18 protein-coding genes and 5 pseudogenes are annotated in these 16,632 nt (G+C 67.4%); 13 read left to right on the top strand and 10 right to left on the bottom strand.

Annotation, left to right across the window (positions count from 1 at the left end):
- Positions 1-509: 509 nt before the first annotated feature.
- Entirely contained in the window at positions 510-1,889 is a 1,380-nt protein-coding gene (gene dacB, locus CES90_RS47715; RefSeq protein ID WP_189788601.1) for a D-alanyl-D-alanine carboxypeptidase/D-alanyl-D-alanine endopeptidase, read from the top strand.
- A gap of 530 nt (positions 1,890-2,419) precedes the next feature.
- On the opposite strand, the pseudogene CES90_RS47720 reads toward dacB, so the two are convergent.
- The 4 genes and pseudogenes from CES90_RS47720 to CES90_RS47735 form a co-directional block, all read right to left on the bottom strand.
- Positions 2,420-2,523 (bottom strand): annotated as a pseudogene (locus CES90_RS47720) (IS5/IS1182 family transposase); the annotation flags it as partial.
- Positions 2,524-2,715: 192 nt separating this feature from the next.
- Positions 2,716-3,819 carry an SGNH/GDSL hydrolase family protein gene (locus CES90_RS47725; RefSeq protein WP_229914535.1) on the bottom strand — a complete coding sequence of 368 codons (1,104 nt, stop codon included), beginning with the start codon at positions 3,817-3,819 and terminating at the stop codon, positions 2,716-2,718.
- A gap of 20 nt (positions 3,820-3,839) precedes the next feature.
- Positions 3,840-4,052, bottom strand: a complete 213-nt coding sequence (locus CES90_RS47730) for a hypothetical protein (RefSeq protein WP_189788600.1) — start codon at positions 4,050-4,052, stop codon at positions 3,840-3,842.
- A 235-nt stretch (positions 4,053-4,287) separates the two neighbouring features.
- Entirely contained in the window at positions 4,288-4,929 is a 642-nt protein-coding gene (locus CES90_RS47735; RefSeq protein WP_232791399.1) for a LysR substrate-binding domain-containing protein, read from the bottom strand.
- Positions 4,930-4,967: 38 nt separating this feature from the next.
- Here CES90_RS47735 and CES90_RS50975 point away from each other — a divergent pair.
- The 7 genes and pseudogenes from CES90_RS50975 to CES90_RS52545 form a co-directional block, all read left to right on the top strand.
- Positions 4,968-5,102 (top strand): annotated as a pseudogene (locus tag CES90_RS50975) (ADP-ribosylglycohydrolase family protein); the annotation flags it as partial.
- A gap of 116 nt (positions 5,103-5,218) precedes the next feature.
- Complete coding sequence (locus tag CES90_RS50980; RefSeq protein WP_229914472.1) at positions 5,219-5,725, top strand: hypothetical protein; 507 nt, start codon at positions 5,219-5,221, stop codon at positions 5,723-5,725.
- Positions 5,726-5,851: 126 nt separating this feature from the next.
- The gene (locus CES90_RS50985; RefSeq protein WP_229914471.1) at positions 5,852-6,397 is read left to right on the top strand and encodes a site-specific integrase; all 546 of its coding nucleotides are present in this window, start codon (positions 5,852-5,854) and stop codon (positions 6,395-6,397) included.
- Between the two features lie 35 nt (positions 6,398-6,432).
- Complete coding sequence (locus CES90_RS50990) at positions 6,433-6,927, top strand: hypothetical protein (RefSeq protein ID WP_229914470.1); 495 nt, start codon at positions 6,433-6,435, stop codon at positions 6,925-6,927.
- 1 nt (position 6,928) lies between these two features.
- Positions 6,929-7,393 (top strand): hypothetical protein, encoded by a 465-nt coding sequence (locus tag CES90_RS47745; protein ID WP_189788198.1) that lies wholly within the window; start codon positions 6,929-6,931, stop codon positions 7,391-7,393.
- A complete protein-coding gene (locus CES90_RS47750; protein WP_229914473.1) occupies positions 7,372-8,091 on the top strand; it encodes a dioxygenase family protein in 720 nt (239 codons plus the stop codon). The genes CES90_RS47745 and CES90_RS47750 overlap by 22 nt, the downstream gene beginning before the upstream one ends.
- A 36-nt stretch (positions 8,092-8,127) precedes the next feature.
- Positions 8,128-8,298, top strand: a pseudogene (locus tag CES90_RS52545) (muconolactone Delta-isomerase family protein); the annotation flags it as partial.
- A 294-nt stretch (positions 8,299-8,592) separates the two neighbouring features.
- On the opposite strand, the gene CES90_RS47765 reads toward CES90_RS52545, so the two are convergent.
- On the bottom strand, positions 8,593-10,293 hold the full coding sequence (locus CES90_RS47765) for an ISAs1 family transposase (RefSeq protein ID WP_229914469.1): 1,701 nt from the start codon (positions 10,291-10,293) through the stop codon (positions 8,593-8,595).
- Positions 10,294-10,530: 237 nt separating this feature from the next.
- On the opposite strand from CES90_RS47765, the pseudogene CES90_RS52350 reads away from it, so the two are divergent.
- Positions 10,531-10,689 (top strand): annotated as a pseudogene (locus CES90_RS52350) (NF041680 family putative transposase); the annotation flags it as partial.
- A 9-nt stretch (positions 10,690-10,698) separates the two neighbouring features.
- Here CES90_RS52350 and CES90_RS47770 read toward each other — a convergent pair.
- Together CES90_RS47770 and CES90_RS47775 are read right to left on the bottom strand one after the other, a co-directional pair.
- Positions 10,699-11,904: an epoxide hydrolase family protein gene (locus CES90_RS47770; protein ID WP_189788207.1), complete on the bottom strand. Its 1,206-nt coding sequence runs from the start codon at positions 11,902-11,904 to the stop codon at positions 10,699-10,701.
- 728 nt (positions 11,905-12,632) lie between these two features.
- Positions 12,633-12,977 (bottom strand): winged helix-turn-helix transcriptional regulator, encoded by a 345-nt coding sequence (locus CES90_RS47775; protein WP_189788196.1) that lies wholly within the window; start codon positions 12,975-12,977, stop codon positions 12,633-12,635.
- A gap of 81 nt (positions 12,978-13,058) precedes the next feature.
- Between CES90_RS47775 and CES90_RS47780 the strand changes: the two genes are divergently transcribed.
- From CES90_RS47780 to CES90_RS47795, 4 genes and pseudogenes are all read left to right on the top strand, one after another.
- Positions 13,059-13,355, top strand: a complete 297-nt coding sequence (locus tag CES90_RS47780) for a hypothetical protein (RefSeq protein WP_189788195.1) — start codon at positions 13,059-13,061, stop codon at positions 13,353-13,355.
- A gap of 152 nt (positions 13,356-13,507) precedes the next feature.
- On the top strand, positions 13,508-13,684 hold the full coding sequence (locus CES90_RS47785; RefSeq protein WP_189788194.1) for a hypothetical protein: 177 nt from the start codon (positions 13,508-13,510) through the stop codon (positions 13,682-13,684).
- A 156-nt stretch (positions 13,685-13,840) separates the two neighbouring features.
- Positions 13,841-13,990 carry a hypothetical protein gene (locus CES90_RS47790; RefSeq protein ID WP_189788193.1) on the top strand — a complete coding sequence of 50 codons (150 nt, stop codon included), beginning with the start codon at positions 13,841-13,843 and terminating at the stop codon, positions 13,988-13,990.
- Positions 13,991-14,068: 78 nt separating this feature from the next.
- Positions 14,069-14,503 (top strand): annotated as a pseudogene (locus CES90_RS47795) (DUF418 domain-containing protein); the annotation flags it as partial.
- Between the two features lie 106 nt (positions 14,504-14,609).
- Here CES90_RS47795 and CES90_RS47800 read toward each other — a convergent pair.
- From CES90_RS47800 to CES90_RS47805, 3 genes are all read right to left on the bottom strand, one after another.
- Positions 14,610-14,882: an IS110 family transposase gene (locus tag CES90_RS47800; RefSeq protein ID WP_189788537.1), complete on the bottom strand. Its 273-nt coding sequence runs from the start codon at positions 14,880-14,882 to the stop codon at positions 14,610-14,612.
- A 312-nt stretch (positions 14,883-15,194) separates the two neighbouring features.
- Positions 15,195-15,578, bottom strand: coding sequence for a ricin-type beta-trefoil lectin domain protein (locus CES90_RS52355; protein ID WP_408646667.1), 384 nt, complete (start codon positions 15,576-15,578; stop codon positions 15,195-15,197).
- Entirely contained in the window at positions 15,579-16,334 is a 756-nt protein-coding gene (locus CES90_RS47805; RefSeq protein ID WP_408646652.1) for an SGNH/GDSL hydrolase family protein, read from the bottom strand.
- Between the last annotated feature and the right edge of the window lie 298 nt (positions 16,335-16,632).

Genomic DNA, 16,632 nt, shown 5'->3' on the forward strand with positions numbered 1-16,632 from the left:
GAAGCGATGGCGCTTGCGCGGACTGCATGGCTCTGGGCTGCGCGGATGCCTTCTCTCCGGGGTGGTTGTGCGGGTCGGATCACGCCGCTGTTGACCATGGCTGTTGGCTGTTGGCTGTTCGCCTTACGGGCAGGCACGCTATGGGCACATGTCAGGGGTGCCGAGCCGGGGCACCGGCCTGACGAAGGCTCAGTTGCGCACCTGCCGGAAGACGTGCGGCGACTGACCTCGACTCAGGGAGTTACGGGAGGCAGACCTTGACAGCCGCTCAGGTGACGCGGCGGGCGTCTGACGGTCGGTGAAACAGTTGGCGACGCCCTCTGGAACCCGAGTCGACTGGCGTGCGCGAACTTGTGATTTCTGTCTCTTACTTGTGAGTCATCTTTCGCCGGTCGTGCGGTTCATGTGACCACTTGTGCGGCGCTGATCATTTCGCGCCTCGTGGTCAAAAACCTCCCCACTACGTCGGCTTGTCCTTCCGCCGACATACATCACGGAAAGCCCCCCCCATGAACGACAGAACAGAAGTCGTGCCCCCCACTGCTTTCACCCCCAACGGTCGCCACCGGCACCGCAAGCCGAAGCAGCTCGGCACGGGCGCCCGCCGAGCCCTGGTGCTCGCCATGGCCGTGCCCGTCGCGTCGGCGGCGCTCGCCGGTCCGTCGGCCTTCGCCGCCAACGGGAACACCACCGCGACGACCCCCGACACGGCCCCGGACGCGAACGAAGGCCTCGACCCCACCGACCAGGCGATCGCCGCGAACCTCGACATCCGCGTCAACGACGAGCGCCTGGGCAGCAACGTCAGCGGCGTGGTGCTGGACGCCGAGTCGGACGGCACTGTCTGGGACCACAACGCCGACACCGCGCTGATGCCGGCGTCCAACACCAAGCTCGCCACCGCGACCGCCGCCCTGACCGTGCTCGGCCCGAACCACCAGTTCAAGACGAAGGTCGTCTACGGCGACGGCACCCTCACCCTCGTCGGCGGCGGTGACCGGACCCTGACCAGCGCGGACCTCGGCGAAATGGCCAAGGACGCGGTGGCCGGGCTGAAGGCCGCGGGCCTCACCAGCGTGAAGGTCGCCGTGGACGACAGCCTCTTCCCCGAACCGACCCTGGCTCGCGGCTGGAACGACGGCTACTACCCCGACTCCGTCGCTCCGGTCCGTGCCCTCGTCGTCGACGGACACGCCGTCAGCGACACCTCGATCGACGCCGGACAGGTCTTCGCCAAGCAACTCGCCGCCGACGGCATCACCGTGGACGGCGAGGTCACACGCCGGACGGCGGCCATCACCGACGTACCGGTGGCCTGCCACAAGTCCGCCAAGCTGTCGGACATCGTCCGCCACCTGATCAAGGTCAGCGACAACAACATCGCCGAGACCCTGCTGCGGATGACCGCGCTGCGCGCCGGGCAGCCCGCCACGTTCGAGGGCGGCACGGCGGTCGTACGCGACGTGCTGAGCCAACGGTACGGAGTGTCGCTGGAGAACTTCGAGATGTACGACGGGAGCGGCCTCTCCCGTGACACCCGCATATCGGCCCGGACCCTGGCGGAGATCCTCGACCTGCTGACGGAGAAGCGCTACGAGCACCTGCTGGGCTCGATCCGCGAGGGTCTCCCGGTCGCGGGCGTGGCCGGCGGCACGCTCGGCCCGGAGTGGGGCCGCTTCGACGACGAGAACTCGAAGTGTGCCGTCGGCAAGGTGTACGGGAAGACCGGCACCCTCACCGGCGCCATCGCACTGAGCGGCCTGACGCAGGGCAAGGACGGCCAGTGGAAGGTCTTCTCCTTCGTGGAGAACGGCTCCACGGCCAAAAACAGCGCCATCAGGGACGCGATGGACGGCCTCGCCGCGACCGTGAACGGCTGCTGGGCATAACGGCTGCCGGGCATAACGGCTGCTGGGCATAACAGCTGCCGGGCACAACGGCTGCTGGGCCTGACGCGAACGTGCGCCCCGGGTGCGGATGCCCCGGGGCGCACGTTCTGTGTGAAGGCTGTTCCCACCGTGCTGTTTCCGTCGCCTGCTGTCGGCGCGTCAGAAAGCCGGTGCCGGCTGTTGATGCAGTCCGTGTCCACGCTGTGGCCGTCCCACGCTGATGAGCGTGCCCGAGGACGCCGCCCAGGTCGGCGCCGAGGAGACCTGGGATGCCTGCGAGGGCGCGGTGACAGCCGGTACGGCACCGCGAGGCTGCGTCGGCTCATCGGCCTGCGGACCGACCGGGGGACGGCTGCTTCCGCCCGGCCGAGGAGCGGCTCCGCCCTGCCTCCGCTCCAAGGCGCGAGGTCGTCAGGTCGTGAGGTGCTCGGCTTCCGCGTTCGTGGCGGCGGTGCGGTCGACGGCGTCCGGCAAGCCGGGCAAGGGTGTGTTCTGTGGTCCAACGGTGTCGGCCCGGGCGGCTGTTGTCACGTGCAGCCGGACGTTGCTACGAACACGATCGCCGTCAGCACCTCCCGGCACCATCCCGGCGTCGGTCACCGCCCTGAGGGCGCGACGGCCCCTTCGGGACCACCCGCTGGGCGACCCGCCCGTCACCGTCGTCGCCCTGCCGGCAACCCCCGAAGCGGCCCGGTCGGCCACTCCCGCTGACGGTCTGCGTGCCGCAGTTCCTTTGCTTGCGCAGGTTGCGTTCATCAGGGACGGCGGGAGGCATGTGCCCACCCTCGCGTGGGCACATGCCTCCCGGTCGTCACGGCCGGGACGCCTAACCCTGCCGCAGGACCGCCGCGAAGGTGTTGGCGATCAACGTGTGGCCGGCGGCGTTCGGGTGGGGGTCCTGCTTGGTGCAGGCCCAGGTGAGCTGGCAGACCGTGGCCACGTTCCTGGGAACCTCGCCGTAACCGGGCGCGCTGACGGGCGTGAAGTCGTTCGAGCCGAAGGCTCCGGCCACGTCGACGACCTTGAAGCCGGCGCCGGCGTACACCTGCGACAGGGCCGAGTTCTCGGCGTTGACCAGGGAGACCGAGGCCTTGGCGGTCTCCTGTCCGCTCGGGCCGCGCAGCCACTGCCCCAGGAACGGGTTGTAGTACGTCATGCCCGCGAGCTTGGTGTTCGGGGTCGCCGCCGCGCGCAGTGCCTGGGTGATCTGGGCGACGTTCTGGGGGATGGTCTGGGTGGCGCGGTTGACGCAGTCCTGGTCGAATGCGCCGGTGGTCTTGCTGACACACTCCAGGATGTCGTTGGCGCCGATGTCGATGGTGACGTAGGCGACCTTGCCCTTGTACTGGGCCATGGCCTTCAGGGCGGCGTCCAGCTGGGACTGGGCGTTCGGGTAGGAGCAGGTGCCGCCCTTGAGCAGCGATGTGGTGGTCTCGCCGTCGCAGCCGAGGCGGATGTGCTTCAGTCCCGGCTGGTACTGCTTGAGCTGGGCGTAGAGCTGGTCGGAGTAGGCGGCCTGCGTGTCCTGGTTCACGTCCGGCTGGTAGCCGGCGGCTATCGAGTCGCCGATCGAGATGTAGTAAGTGGTGTTGTCGCCGCCGCTCCACGGGCAGGCGGCGGCGGCCACGCCGGGCGCGCTCAGCACGACTGCCAGTGCGGCGGCGACGAGTTGTGGTGCCTTGTGCGTACGCATCAGTTGCGTGTGCTCTCTCTTCGGTTCTGTGGGAGGGGGGTTGGCGCAGCGGGCCCGGTGGCCTGCCCGGTACACCGCACGGATGTCGGTGACCGCGCAGACGGCGTCGATCGGGGAGCCGCCGAGCACGGGGAGGTCGGCGTCGGAGCCGGGGCGCAGGACGCCCTTGTGTCCGGCCCGGCCGACCACGTCGGCTGCCTCGCTGGGCACGGACCGCAGTACGTCGCGGTTCGACATGCCCAACTCGGTGAAAGGGTTCAGGGTGTGGGGGTGGACACCGGAGGTTTGTCGGAGCCGATGTCGGCGCTGATTCCGGGAACGGTCCGGACGCCCGAGGCGATGATCTCGGCGATGGCGTCCGCCGTGGCTGCTTTGCGCGCGACCACGGCCGGAAGAGCCTGCATGGTGCCGGGCATCATGCCCACCATGAGGCCGGCGAACGTGCCTCGCCGCACGACCTCGTCCAGCATCCTGGCGTAGGCCTCGATGCCTTCGGGGGTGAAACATGTCCTGCCCGTAGCGCCTGCAACGCGCTGGGTATCACTGTTGAACTCCGAGAAACCGCAAGGTGTGGGGTGACAAGCTCAGTCGTTTCTGGGCGAGATCAACTCTGGCTGTCGCTGCGTGCTTTGGGAACGCGAAATCGCCGATGACGGGCATAGATGGGATCAATACCGCCGCGGAGGTCGGTTTCCGAGGTTGTGATCAGTTGTGCGGTGTGTGGGTGGGTACGGTCTGTGCCGTGCTCGCGGCGACGATTCGACCGGCCTCGGCCGCGGTCTTGCGCAACCAGAGGTGCGCGGGGTCGCCTTCATGCAGGGGGTGCCACCACAGGGAATACACCAACCGCCCTCCGCCGAAGGGCAGTTCGACGACGACCGTGCCGCTGTCGGAGGGAAACAGGCGGGTGGCGCTTTCGGGGACCACGCCGACCCGGTCGGTTCCGGCGATCAGGTACGGCATGGTGAGGAAGTTCTCGATGGCGACCTCGACCCGCGGTTCGATGCCGTGGGCGTGCAGCCCGTGCAGGGGCGAGAAGCCGCACGACGGGAGGTAATAGGGCAGTATCCAGGGGCGGGTGGCGAGTTCCTCCGGAGTCGGCGGCGCGGAGGTGACGGTGTCGTGCGCAATGACGCACACCCAGCGGTCCTCGTACAGATCGATGCCGGGGACGTTCGCCAGCAGGCCCTGCGGCAGCACCATGCCGTCGACGATGCGCAGATGCTCCTGGGCGCCGCGGACGAGGTGCGGGCTGTTGTGCTGGAACCGCAACTTCACCCCCGGCGCCGCCTCGTGCACCAGGCCGGTCAGGACGCGCCCGAAGGTGGCGAGCTGGACGTCGGTCACGATGAGATTGAACTCGCGCTCGGCGATGGCGGGGTCGCGGGGCGGAGGCGATCCCGGACCGGTGGAAGGAGCCGCTGGAGGACACCGTACGCAGCGCCGTGTTCGGCTTCGACGGGGTGCACATCAGCGAACTGGCGGAGCGGACGGTGCGGTTGGTGGGGGCAGAGGGCTGAGAGGGCGCCTTCTTTCGTTGTTTCATCCCGGATTGCCGGATTGGGGCGGTTCAACTTCGCTGTCCAAGGACAACTGCCGTTCCGAGTCATTTAAGGTACGGGGCAAGCACGGCGTCGTGATCCGCGACAGCAGTCCCGGCTACCGCATGGACGTCGTGGCGGTTATCCAGGAATTGGGCTACTACACCGAATTGTTCTCCACCGGCGGCTACGTGCCGGGCTTCCGTCCATGGGGGCGACGCACGGCGTACTCGGTTGCCGGGATGGTCTGTAGGACGGGCAACACAACGCCGCCGCTGAGCAACGACGTGTTCCAGCCGCTCGTGGCGGCGGCCCTGTACGTGGTGGAGGTGCTGGCGCTGCACGTCGTGGAACTCCAGCAACAGCTGCGGGGGATGACGCCGAACCGGCCGGGCCGCAACAGCGGGCGTCCGAGCTGGAAGGTCGAGGTCGTCCGGGCCGTCGACCGCCGCATCCGGGAGGGCGACCCGTTCGATGTCGCCCTCGATCACGTCGTAGCCGAGCGGCTGGCGGACGGCTGGGATCCGGACGATCCGCTGCTGCGGGTGAACCTGATCTCCCTCGCCCACGAGACCGGACGGCATGCCTTCCACTACACGTGACTGCCCACACTGCGCGGCCACCTGGAGAAGGCCGTCAGGGAAGTCGGCCTGTCCAAACGCTGGGGCCGGACGGCCACCCTGGTCGAACGCGCGGACGGACGGGGCAGTGTCCCCTGGACTTTGCCGATGAACACCACCGAGGCCCGACTGCAGCTCTCCCGGGCCCGCACAGCCTGCCTCATCGCGCTCGCCGCACTGACCGGAATGCGCAAGAGCGAACTGGCCGAGCTGACCCACGACTGCCGCCTGCCTCCCGAACAGCTCGGCGAGGGCCGCGTCCGCTACCGCCTGAAGGGCAAGGTCATCAAGGGCCGGAAGCTGGGTGGTGAACACGATCAGTGGGTGACCATCAAGCAGGCGTACGACACCGCCGGCGTAGCCGCCTCGCTCGCCGATCCGGTGAAGAACGACGGTCACCTGTTCAAGTCGCTCTCCTTCTTCACCCCGTACGAATGGTTCCTGATTTGGGTCAATGGCCCAGACGGCCGTCGCCTTGGGCTGGCTCCGATCCCCGAGGTTCCGGTCAGTCTGCGGATGCTTCGCAGAACCCTGGCGGTGGAAATGGCGCACCGGCCCGGTGGTCTGCTGGCCGCCAAGATCCATCTCAAGCACATCTCGGTGGTCACCACCGAGGGCTACGCGGACCGCCCCGGTGGGCCCAGTCGGTGCTGATGGCCGAGTTCGGCCAATAGGAGCGCGAGCATACGATGCGCGTCGCCCTCGACGCATTCCAGGACTACCAGAACGGCATCCGGCCTGCCGGGCCCGGCGCCAGTGACCTCCTGGACTTCTTCGCCTTCGTCGACGAACAGCTGGACTCGTCCGGGGCGCCGAACATCAAGCGCAGCGACCAGGAGGTGACAAACCTGCTCGCCAAGCGGGCAAAAGCTCTGCACCCTGGGTCGGCGAACTACTGCTGGTTCCTCGATCCCTCCAAGGCGCTGTGCCTCAAGCTCGCCGGGGCCCACGCCCGTGGGGCGACGGAACCCCTGATCGGGATGTGTGACTCGGCGCGGTGTCCTCAAGCCACCCACCATGCCAGGCACCGCCCGGTGTGGGCAGCCAGCGCGGAAAGCAAGAAGGTCTTCATCGCCACAATCGGGCGCGCGCAGCGGACGGAGAAGGCCCGATTGTGCGCTGAACTCGCCCGCGATGAAGAGGCGTTGTCCGAGATTGACGTCAACTCCGGAACCGGTGCATGACGTGGCCCGTATCAGCGACGAGACCCGGCGGGACAACGAGGCGGCCATCCGGCACGTCATGGACCGGCTCCTTGCCGGCGAAGTTCCCGCGGGCAGCAAGTGCGACATCAAAACCCTCGCGACCCAAGCCGGGGTCGCCCGCACCGGTTTCTATCCCAAGAAGAACCGCGACGGCTCGCCCCGGCCAGGCCCCTACCAACACCTAACAGAGGAGTTCGAGCGCCGGCTGGCCGAGCTTCGCGAAACGGGCGTGATCCCGGACCGGCAGACTGCACAGATCGAGCGCCTCAAAGAACAGGTCTCCGGGCTGAAGGAGCGCCTCGCCGCGCGTGACGAGCAGATCGGCGGACTCACCGACTGCAGGGAGCGGGCTCTCTCACAGATCGCCGCCCAGCGGATGGAGATCGAGCGGCGGAGCGGGTCAGCACGCTCGCCTCGGAGGTCCTGGCCGCGGTACACGACGTGATCCGCCGTCACAAGGTCACCTACGCTGAGTACGACGCCCTCAAGGCCTGGCTGATCCAGGTCGGCCTCGACGGCGAGTGGCCGCTCTTCCTCGACGTGTGGGTGGAGCACGTGGTCGAGGAGGTCAACAACGAGGCCCGCCTCGGCAGCAAGGGCACCATCGAAGGGCCGTACTACGTGCCGGGCGCCCCGGCCCTGTCCGCGGACGCCACCCTGCCCATGCGTGAGGGCGAGAGCGGTACCCCCCTCGTCTTCCAGGGCCAGGTGCGCAGCGCCGACGGCACCCCACTGCCCGGCGCCCTGGTCGACTTCTGGCAGGCCGACGCCGACGGCCTGTACGCGCAGTTCGCGCCGGGCCTACCGGAATGGAACCTGCGGGGCAGCGTAACGGTCGACGAGAAGGGCACCTTCCGTATCCGCACCGTCGAACCGGCCCCCTACCAGATTCCGACGGACGGCTCCCGCGGCAAGCTGATCGCCGCCGGCTGGCACGCGTGGCGCCCCGCCCACCTCCACCTGAAGGCCAGCGCACCCGGCCACCAAACGCTCACCACCCAGCTGTACTTCCGCGGCGGCGAGCACGTCAGCGATGACATCGCCTCCGCCGTCAAGCCCGAGCTGATCCTGGACCCCGCCCCGGCGGCGGACGGCAACGGGCACAAGGTCCACTACGACCTCGAGCTCGCGCCGGAACAGTGAAGGACCGGAGGAAACGCGATGCTGTTCGCGGTGCGCATGGGCGTGGAGATTCCGCGGGACCTCGACCCCGAGGTACGCGCGGACCTGGTGGCCCGGGAGAAGGCCTACTGCCAGGAGCTGCAGAAGACCGGTGAGTGGGTGCACATCTGGCGGTGCGTCGGCCAGTACGCAAACATCAGCGTCTTCGACGTCGCCGACAACGAGGCGCTGCACCGGATCCTCTGGAACCTGCCGCTCTTCCCCTACATGAGCGTCGAGTCACGCCCCTGGCCCAACACCCGTCCGACCTCGCGGCCGGCGAGGAAGTGGCCTGATGGACAAGACGGTGGCCACCGCCCACGAGGCGGTGGCCGCGTATGCCGCCTCAAGGGCGACGGCGGGCACCAGGCCATGCTCTTGTCCTCGCCCGACTGCACAACCCACCCTCGGCGGGTAGCCGAACAACGCGCATGCCGACCACCGACGCCCAGGCTGAGCGAAAGATCGTTTACTGGACAGCCCTTAGTCGACCAAGGGAAGCAGTCCGTTCTTCGTGAAGGTGCGACGAAGAAGAAAAGCCGGGATCATTCGACGCCAGCCGAAACGGTAGGTGAGGGTCCGCTCCATCCTGGTGACGATGTGCTGCTGATTTCCCATGCCAAAGCCGCTAAAGTTCATCTGGGTCGCAGCGGAAATCGGCGCTGCGTTCCAGGCATCTTTGCAAGCCTGCTTGAACGGGCCATCGAGACTGGCGAGACAGGCAGCGAAGACCTCGCTCAGCACGGTGCTCTCGGTGGAGATCCAAGCTTGTATCTCAGCAAGGCGTTCTTGGAGATCGTGTCCGGTGCCGGCAAGGGTGTTGAGGACATCTGGGTCGTCGCTCGTACGCCGCCGGATCCGGTAGGGGTATTCGATACGGGCAACGAGAAGTTTCACGGAGTCGGCGTATCGGTCACGGCGGATCGCAGTCCCCGCGCGCAGTCCAGTGAGGACATGAGTGAGGAGCCCGGCAACGACCGAGGAGCCCAACGCCAGGGCTTGATCAAGTTCCGTGAGTGTCTGGGTTGTTGGTGATGCCCAGGATGGCGAGTGCTCGTTCGGGTTCGTGGCGGATGGCTCGGGTGGTCTTGGCGATGTTGTCGGCTCCGAGTTCTTCAGGGTGCCGATGGCGAGGTTGCGGATGGTGGCCATGGCACGGGGTGCGGTGCCGGTGTGAATGGTCGAGGCGTCCTCGGCGAACGTGACATCTCGGATGTAGTGGGAGGAATTTTCGATTCCCCAGTGTCCGCGAATGGCGGCGAGGTCGATGGGGCGGGTTTGGTGGGCGGCGAGGCTGGTGACCGCGTAGACGTTCTCGCGGGTTTCGGGCCGGCCGGTGGGCTTGCGGCGGCGGTGGGCCCGGATGGCGAGGTGGGCGTGGGGGAAAGCGATGCCGCCGAGGTTGTCGGCGATGGCGCAGGTCTTGATCGAGCGGGACTCGCGGCGGCCGTGGGCGGTGGCGGAGGTGGTGTGCTGGACCTTGATCGAGGCCCAGGGCAGGGCGGCGAGCTGGGCGTAGGCGGTGGGTTGGTCTTGATGACGGCGATGCAGTGGGCTTTCTTCGTCTCGACCAGCCAGGTGATGTTGGCCTTCACCGAGTGGCGGGCATCGAAGGTGACGACGGTGCCGGCGAGGTCGAGCGGCGCCAGCAGGGGTTTGAAGTGGCGCACTTCGTTGGTCTTCGCACCGACTTCGACCTGGGCAATCGTGGCGACGCGGTCGTGGGTGACCGCCGAGAGCAGGTGACGGCGCGGCGTATCCAGGCGGGCTGAGCCCCTGAGGGCCTTGCCGTCCACGGCGATGACCTGCCGCGATCGGGCCTCGGGCACGTCCGCGGACGCGGTGCCGGTCGGCCAGGTAGGCGCCCACAGCCTGGTCCAGGGCGTCGCCGTCAAGTGCCTGAAGGACGCGTCCGAGAGTGACCGGCTTGGGGCTGCGCCGCCAGCCGAGCAGGTGACGGCGTACCCCGAGGGATGCCAGCAGCGAGTTCGTGGCCCGCTCACCGAACTCGGCGAGCTCGTCGATGCTCTTCGCGCCGCAGACGGCCGCGCAGGCACACACCAGCAAGATCGCCGTCAGCGAGTACCACCGGCCCCGGCGTGAGCGCGGATCCTGAACCGATTCGAGATAGGGACGCAGGTCAGCGATCCGTTCCGCATCCAGCGGCCCCAGTTTCTCCAGCACGGCAGGGATAGGGGAAGATGCAACAGCAGGCACGGGACATCCTCGTGATCATCTGGCTTCGACACCACAATGATCACGAACCCCCGTGCCTGCTCTGCTATCCGCCCCTACCGGCCTGATCGTCAACCCTCCACGCAAGCACGGAACTTGACGGAGCCCTGGGCCACCCCCGCGCCGAGCCCGAACCTTGATGGGGCGGTATCCGGCCGTGTCCGGCGGGGCTTGATGGTCGCTGTGATGGTCATGGCAGGCCGGGCTGCAGCGATCGATGTACTGGCGGGGCTCCGCCAGCGGTTCTACCAGTGCATGACCCGGCGGGCGGGCGCCTTGTTCGAGCTGGCCGACGCGCTGTTGTGCGCCGACGGGCCGGTCAAGACCCTCGTCGGGTTGTCGCTGCGCTGGTGGTCAGCGGAGTTTGCCGAAGAACTCGCGTATATCGTTCACGAGCAGGTCGGGAGTTTCCATGGCGGCGAAGTGGCCGCCGGTGTCGAATTCGGTCCACCGGACGATGTTGTACGTCTTCTCGGCGAACCCGCGAATCCCCTTGTCGTCCGCGAAGAGGGCGACACCGGTCGGGATGTCGGTCGGCTGGGGAAGCCAATCCAGGGTGTGCGTGTCTTCCCAGTAAAGATCGGCGGACGACCCCGCCGTACCGGTGAACCAGTACAGCGAAACATTGGCCAGGAGTTGATCACGGTCGACCGCCTCCTCGGGGAGCTCTTTCGCCGGATCGGTCCACTCGCGGAACTTCTCCACGATCCAGGCGAGCTGGCCTACTGGGGAATCCGTGAGCCCGTAAGACAGCGTCTGCGGCCGGGTCGACTGAATCGCGATGTACCCGATGCCGTCGGCGCCCAGCCGTTGGGCTCGCTCGACGTGTTTCTTCTCGTGTTCGGTGAGCCCGGTGGTTTCCTGGAGGGCGGCCTGCTCACCGATCATCTGTGGCCACGGGTAGAACCCCACCGTCGGTGCGTTGATGTGGATTCCGAGCACGTGCTCGGAATCCACGAGCCCGATCAGCGGCGCCGCGGTCGACCCACGGTCGCCTCCCTGCACGCCGTACCGGTCGTAGCCCAGGCGGGCCATCAGCGTGGCGAACAGCCGCGCGATCCGCCCGGAGCTCGCACCCTTCGCCGAGATCGGGGTGGAAAACCCGATACCGGGAAGCGACGGTGCCACGACGTGGAATGCCGGAGCGCCGGGAGCGCCGTGCCCGTCGGGATCGGTGAGCGGGCCCAACACCTTCAGGAACTCGAGAACCGATCCCGGCCACCCGTGCAACAGCAACAGCGGAACGGCGTCGCTACGCCGGGACCGCGCATGAATGAAATGGATCTGCTGCTCGTCGATATCGGTGAGGAACTGCGGGAAATCGTTGAGGCGTGTCTCCTGCTGACGCCAGTCGAAGTCGCGTTCCCAGTACGCCGCCAGACCGCGCAGGTAACTCACAGGTACCCCGCGGTCCCAGGTTTCCGGTGTGGCCAGCGGATCCGGCCACCGAGTTGCCGCCAGCCGCCGCCGCAGCTCGGTCACCGCCTCCTGTGAGATTTCCACACGAAAGTCTCTGATCGCGGTTTCCGCCGCCGATGCGTCGAGATCTACGCTTGTCATGTCGAATTCCTTCATCCGTTCACGTACGTGGCGCGAATCGCCGTTGTTCGCGGGCATGAAATGCGTTCTAGGCCGAATGTCGGATGCCGAGAACCAGCAAGAAGGGCCGCACGAAGGCGAATCGCGATTGGATTTCCGGGTACCGGGGTCGCTACCGGAGGCCGGCGATAATGGTGATGGTACTCACGGTCATGCGTTCCTATTCATGCGGGCCGCACCGCCGGATCTGGCGGCAATGGTTGGGTCAAAGGACGGGAGGCGCGGCGCGCGACGCGCCGCTTCGCCCCCTGCTGCTCGGCCCACATCCGACGTTAACGCGCCCTGACCAAAGAACAAGTACACACTAAAAAGTAAGTATGGCCATCGGCGCCCTACGTGCCATCCGTCACGTGCCCGCCGTGGGCGCTGCTGGAGTCGCCGACCCGTCTGCGGGGACTCACACCAACATGCGCTTCAAACGCAGGCGCCCAGAAGTCATCACCAACTACCGTCGGGGCCCCGAGACGCCGGCTCCGGATCGAGGCAGTGACGGCGGCCTCAACGTTCGTCGAACGACGCCAAGGCGTAGGCAGCCATCGACGCCAGCCAGACCTGAGCGACAGCCCGGACATCGATCAACGTCAGACTCAGTGGTCGGCCCGTTGTCAGCGCACGCCGATACCAGGCAGACGCCGGTGCCGGGCCCAGCCCCAAGAGCGGGGACCGCCTGATGGCCGCCGGCCGCATGGTCAGGCTGGCTGATGTCGAGTCCGAGCCCAGTCGTCGAGAGCGATCAGAGCCCCCTCCAAGCCGAGGCCGTCCGGAGTCAGCCGATACTCGACATGAGGTGGAACCACCGGGTGAGCGATGCGCTCCACCACGCCATCGGCTTCCAAAGCACGCAACTGCTGAATCAGCATCTTCTGCGTAATCCCCGGGATCAACCTCTCCAACTCAGAGAACCGCAGCAGGCTGTTACGAAACAGATGGGACACGATCACCAGCTTCCACCGGCCCTCCAGCACCCGCAGGCCAGCCTGCACGTAATCCACCGTGCACGACGATGCACATACTTCCTCGGCAGTACCCATCATTCTCTCAGCTTACGATGCCGTCAGCAGGCGATAGCTCGCAGAGGAATTCGACTCGGCTGGACAGACCTGCAGGACACCCCGATGAGCACGGTAGTCGGCCGGCTGATGCGGTCCCGGCTGCAGACCAACGCCCTCAAGCACAGGCCCACCACCCGGGCCGGGCTGATGATCACCGGCGGTGGCTACCAGGGCAAAACCGAAACCGCCTGCGAAGTCGCCGCCGCGTTCGAGGACGCCTGGCTCGATCTGCACCACCAGCTCAACTCAACCGCGACACCGGGCACCCGAGACCTGCACGCCCCGGTCGCCTACGTTCAAACCCGTGACGGCCACACCGGAGAGCACTCGCCGGGCGGTGCTGGACTTCTTCGGCGCTGATCACCGCAAGATGACCCTGCCCCAGCTCACCAGGGCAGTGCGCGGCTCCTTGCACGATCACGGCACCCGCGTGCTGCTGCTGGACGACATCACCCGCCTGAAGCTGCACCGCGCCGACGATCAAGACGCCCTCGACCCTGATCCGGGCCCTGATGATCATGTACACCAAGCTGGTGTTGGTCGGCGTCAACATCCACGGCTTTGGGCTGCTGCGCGAAGGCCGCCACGACCCCCGCAACCGACAATGGCTGCTCCCGTCCCCGGCCACCGCCTACGGCGACGAACTGGCCACCCAGAGCGAACGCCCGCTTCGACCTGGTCCACCTTGAGCCGTTCCGCTATGACACCGGCGATCAGATTGCCGCCTGGGTCACGCACCTGGCCGGGCTGAGGAGGCGCTGGCCGCGACCGACGAGGGCGTCTCCATCTGACGGCGGCTGGCGAAGATCGACCCGGCAACCTTCGAACCAGACCTCGCCTACTGGATGGACAACTACAGCGTCCGACTGTCGGAGGTGGGGCAACGGGAGGAGGCTCTGGCCGCGTCCGAGGAGGCCGTCACCAGCTACCGGCGCCAAGCGCTGGCCAACCCGGCCCTGTACGAACGCTATCTCGCCCGCTCGCTGTCGAACTGAACCGCCGACTTGTATGGGGGTAGCGGGACGCGGTCGGGTTGGCCGCTCGTAGCGTGCCGTAGGACGCCGGGCCGGGTGGATCCCGGCATGGCAGCGGGATCCTTCGACTTGCCCGTCGGCAGTGGGCTGTGGGGCCCCGACGCATGGGGGCTGCTGGCGGCGGAGCCGCACAGCGGTTCCACGTTCGACCTCATCGGCTGCCTGGGAGTCGCGATCACCGTGATCCTTTGCCTGACGGTGGCCGTGGACCGGCTGCCGGTGCTGCGCAGGCCGGCGACTCCGGTCATCGCCGTCGGCACCATGTCCCTAACTCTCTACGTGAGCCACATCCTGGTGATCCTCGCCCTGCCCGGCGAATCTGTCACCCCACCGCAGTCCGCCTCCTTCGAGCTGCTGCTCTGCTTCGTTGTCGGGGCCACCCTGTTCGCGGCGATCTGGTCCCGCTTCTTCCGCCGCGGACCGCTGGAGTACCTGCTCAACGGCGCCACCAAACTGGCGAACCGCGTCCGCTGAGCCCAGGCGGGCACCCCGGGAAATCCGTACAAAGAAATGGCAGCTGTCCGGCATCACCGCAGAGGGGGCGGCGAGTGTGCTGTCGTCCTTGAGGACGGCCAGCGCCTCACAGGGTGTGCGCATTCCCGGAGTGCTTCAGCACTCCGGGAATGCGCGGCAGCGTGAGTGACCTCCGGCACGCGGGCCGGAAGCCGTAGCTCCCCAGGCCGACGGTGACGGGGCCGTGTTCGGCCTCGACGGCGTGCAGTTCGCCGATGGACTCGCCGATGGCGTCGGGTGTGTTGTCGATCCGGTGGCTGAGGAGTTGACGGCCGCGGTCGTCGGTGACCGCGAGCCAGTGGAAGCCCTTGGCGATGTCGAAGCCTGCGTTGGCGGTCATGGTCCCCTCCCGGTGCAGCGTGTGGCGCGACTCCTTCCGCCTGACCTCGCCCTACTCAGCGATCGTTCGCAGTGCCTAATCAGCAGGCCGGAAGAAGTGGCGGGGCAGGGGGATCAGCGGTCTGAGCCATCGAGGGCAGCCAGCATGAAAGCCATCCCTGCCCCACCCGCGCAGTCCCAGAATCGCGAACTCTCGGAACGCACTCAAGAAGGTAGGGCCGCATGACACGAACGTGCGGTGCCCGCGTAGCCATGGGCCTCTCACCTGCCGTTCCGCCTCAACACGGTTCCAAAGACCTGGGCCATAGCCGCATCACCCACCGCGCGCGAGCTGGACTGTGCATCCCGCACCGTGGTGGGCTTCGACGACGTACCGGCCGGAACCTGGACGGATCCGCTCCTGACACGGTCCATCAGCCGCTGGCCGAGATGGCGGGCGGCCGCCACGAACTGGCTCTGGTGCTCGGCCGCCTTTGTAGGGCTGCCTTACCTGATGGGCGCCACCGTGGCAGGTCCAGATATGCACCTTGGTGCCCTTAGCGGTGCCCCCGCCGGCGGCATCGAAGCACTTGCCCATGGAGCGCACGGTGCTGTCGGTGTAGAGCGACCAGGCCTGATTGGCGCTGCCGCTGCACCGCTGCAGCCCCAGACCTGGACGGTGGTCCCCGTCGGCGGTGCCGGCACCGTTGAGATCGATTCACTTGCCGGCGATGCCGGACCGCACGGGTGCGGATGCGGGGGCCGGGTTCTTCAGCCAACCAGCGCTGCCCGCGGCTTGGACGCCGCGGTGGAAGGCGTCTGCCATTTTCTGATAGCCCGAGTCGTTGGGGTGCAGAGGGTCAGCCAGGTCGGCCGTGGTCAAGCCGCTCATGTCAACGTATGCGACGCGCTTGCCTGCCTCCTGGGCGTCGCTGACGATTTGGCGGACGGCCTGGTTGTACGTGCCCCGCCACTGCTCCTCCGTGCTGCTGGTGGAAACGACCAGGGAAGCGACGAGGAGGGTGGCGTCGGGGACGTCGGCGGTGATCTGGTTGACCAGCAACCTCAGCCGGGTGATGGCGGTGTCGACTTCCGAGGCCCTTCGGAGGTCGTTGGTACCGATGTGCAGCGTCACGACGTCGGGCCGGTAGCGGGTCAGCGAGGCGTCGGCGAGTGCGGCAATCTGGTCAATGCGATATCCGGAATGGCCTTCGTTGCCGGGGTCGGACATCGAACCGTTCTGCACCGAGCCCACGAAGTCCAGCGGATGGCCGTCCGCCGCAAGCCTGTTCCACAACGGCCCCCGGTATCCGTTGCCCGTACTGCTACCCACACCCCACGTTATCGAGTCGCCCAACGGCATCACCCGCAAAGGCGTGTCGGAGGCGACGAGGACAGGGGCCACACCTGCCGCTGTCACCCCGAGCGTGGCGGCGACAAGCGTGATCAAGGGTAGAACCCAACACTTTCTCATGGAGTTTCCTCCCTTTCGCGAGTGATTGCTGAATCAGCGGGGCTGCGACGAGGCCCCTCTCGGCTTCCAGCTCTCCGCACACGAGGGCGCCGTGAGGCCGTTGCGCCTCAGGGATCCGCCCTCCCAGCAGGCGGGCGGGATGGCTCCGGCGGGCAGTGGTCGGGCCCGTTGATCGTGGTCATGGCCGGAGCACTGCCACGGCCGGGAGTAGCGCGGAGTCCGGGTGATGGGTCATGGCCCTCAGACTGGAGGCCGAGCCGATCACGGCCCATCCGGCAGAAGGCTGCCGTGGCCCTGC

Origin of the sequence: Streptomyces capitiformicae (genome assembly GCF_002214185.1) — a bacterium.
Lineage (GTDB): Bacteria > Actinomycetota > Actinomycetes > Streptomycetales > Streptomycetaceae > Streptomyces > Streptomyces capitiformicae.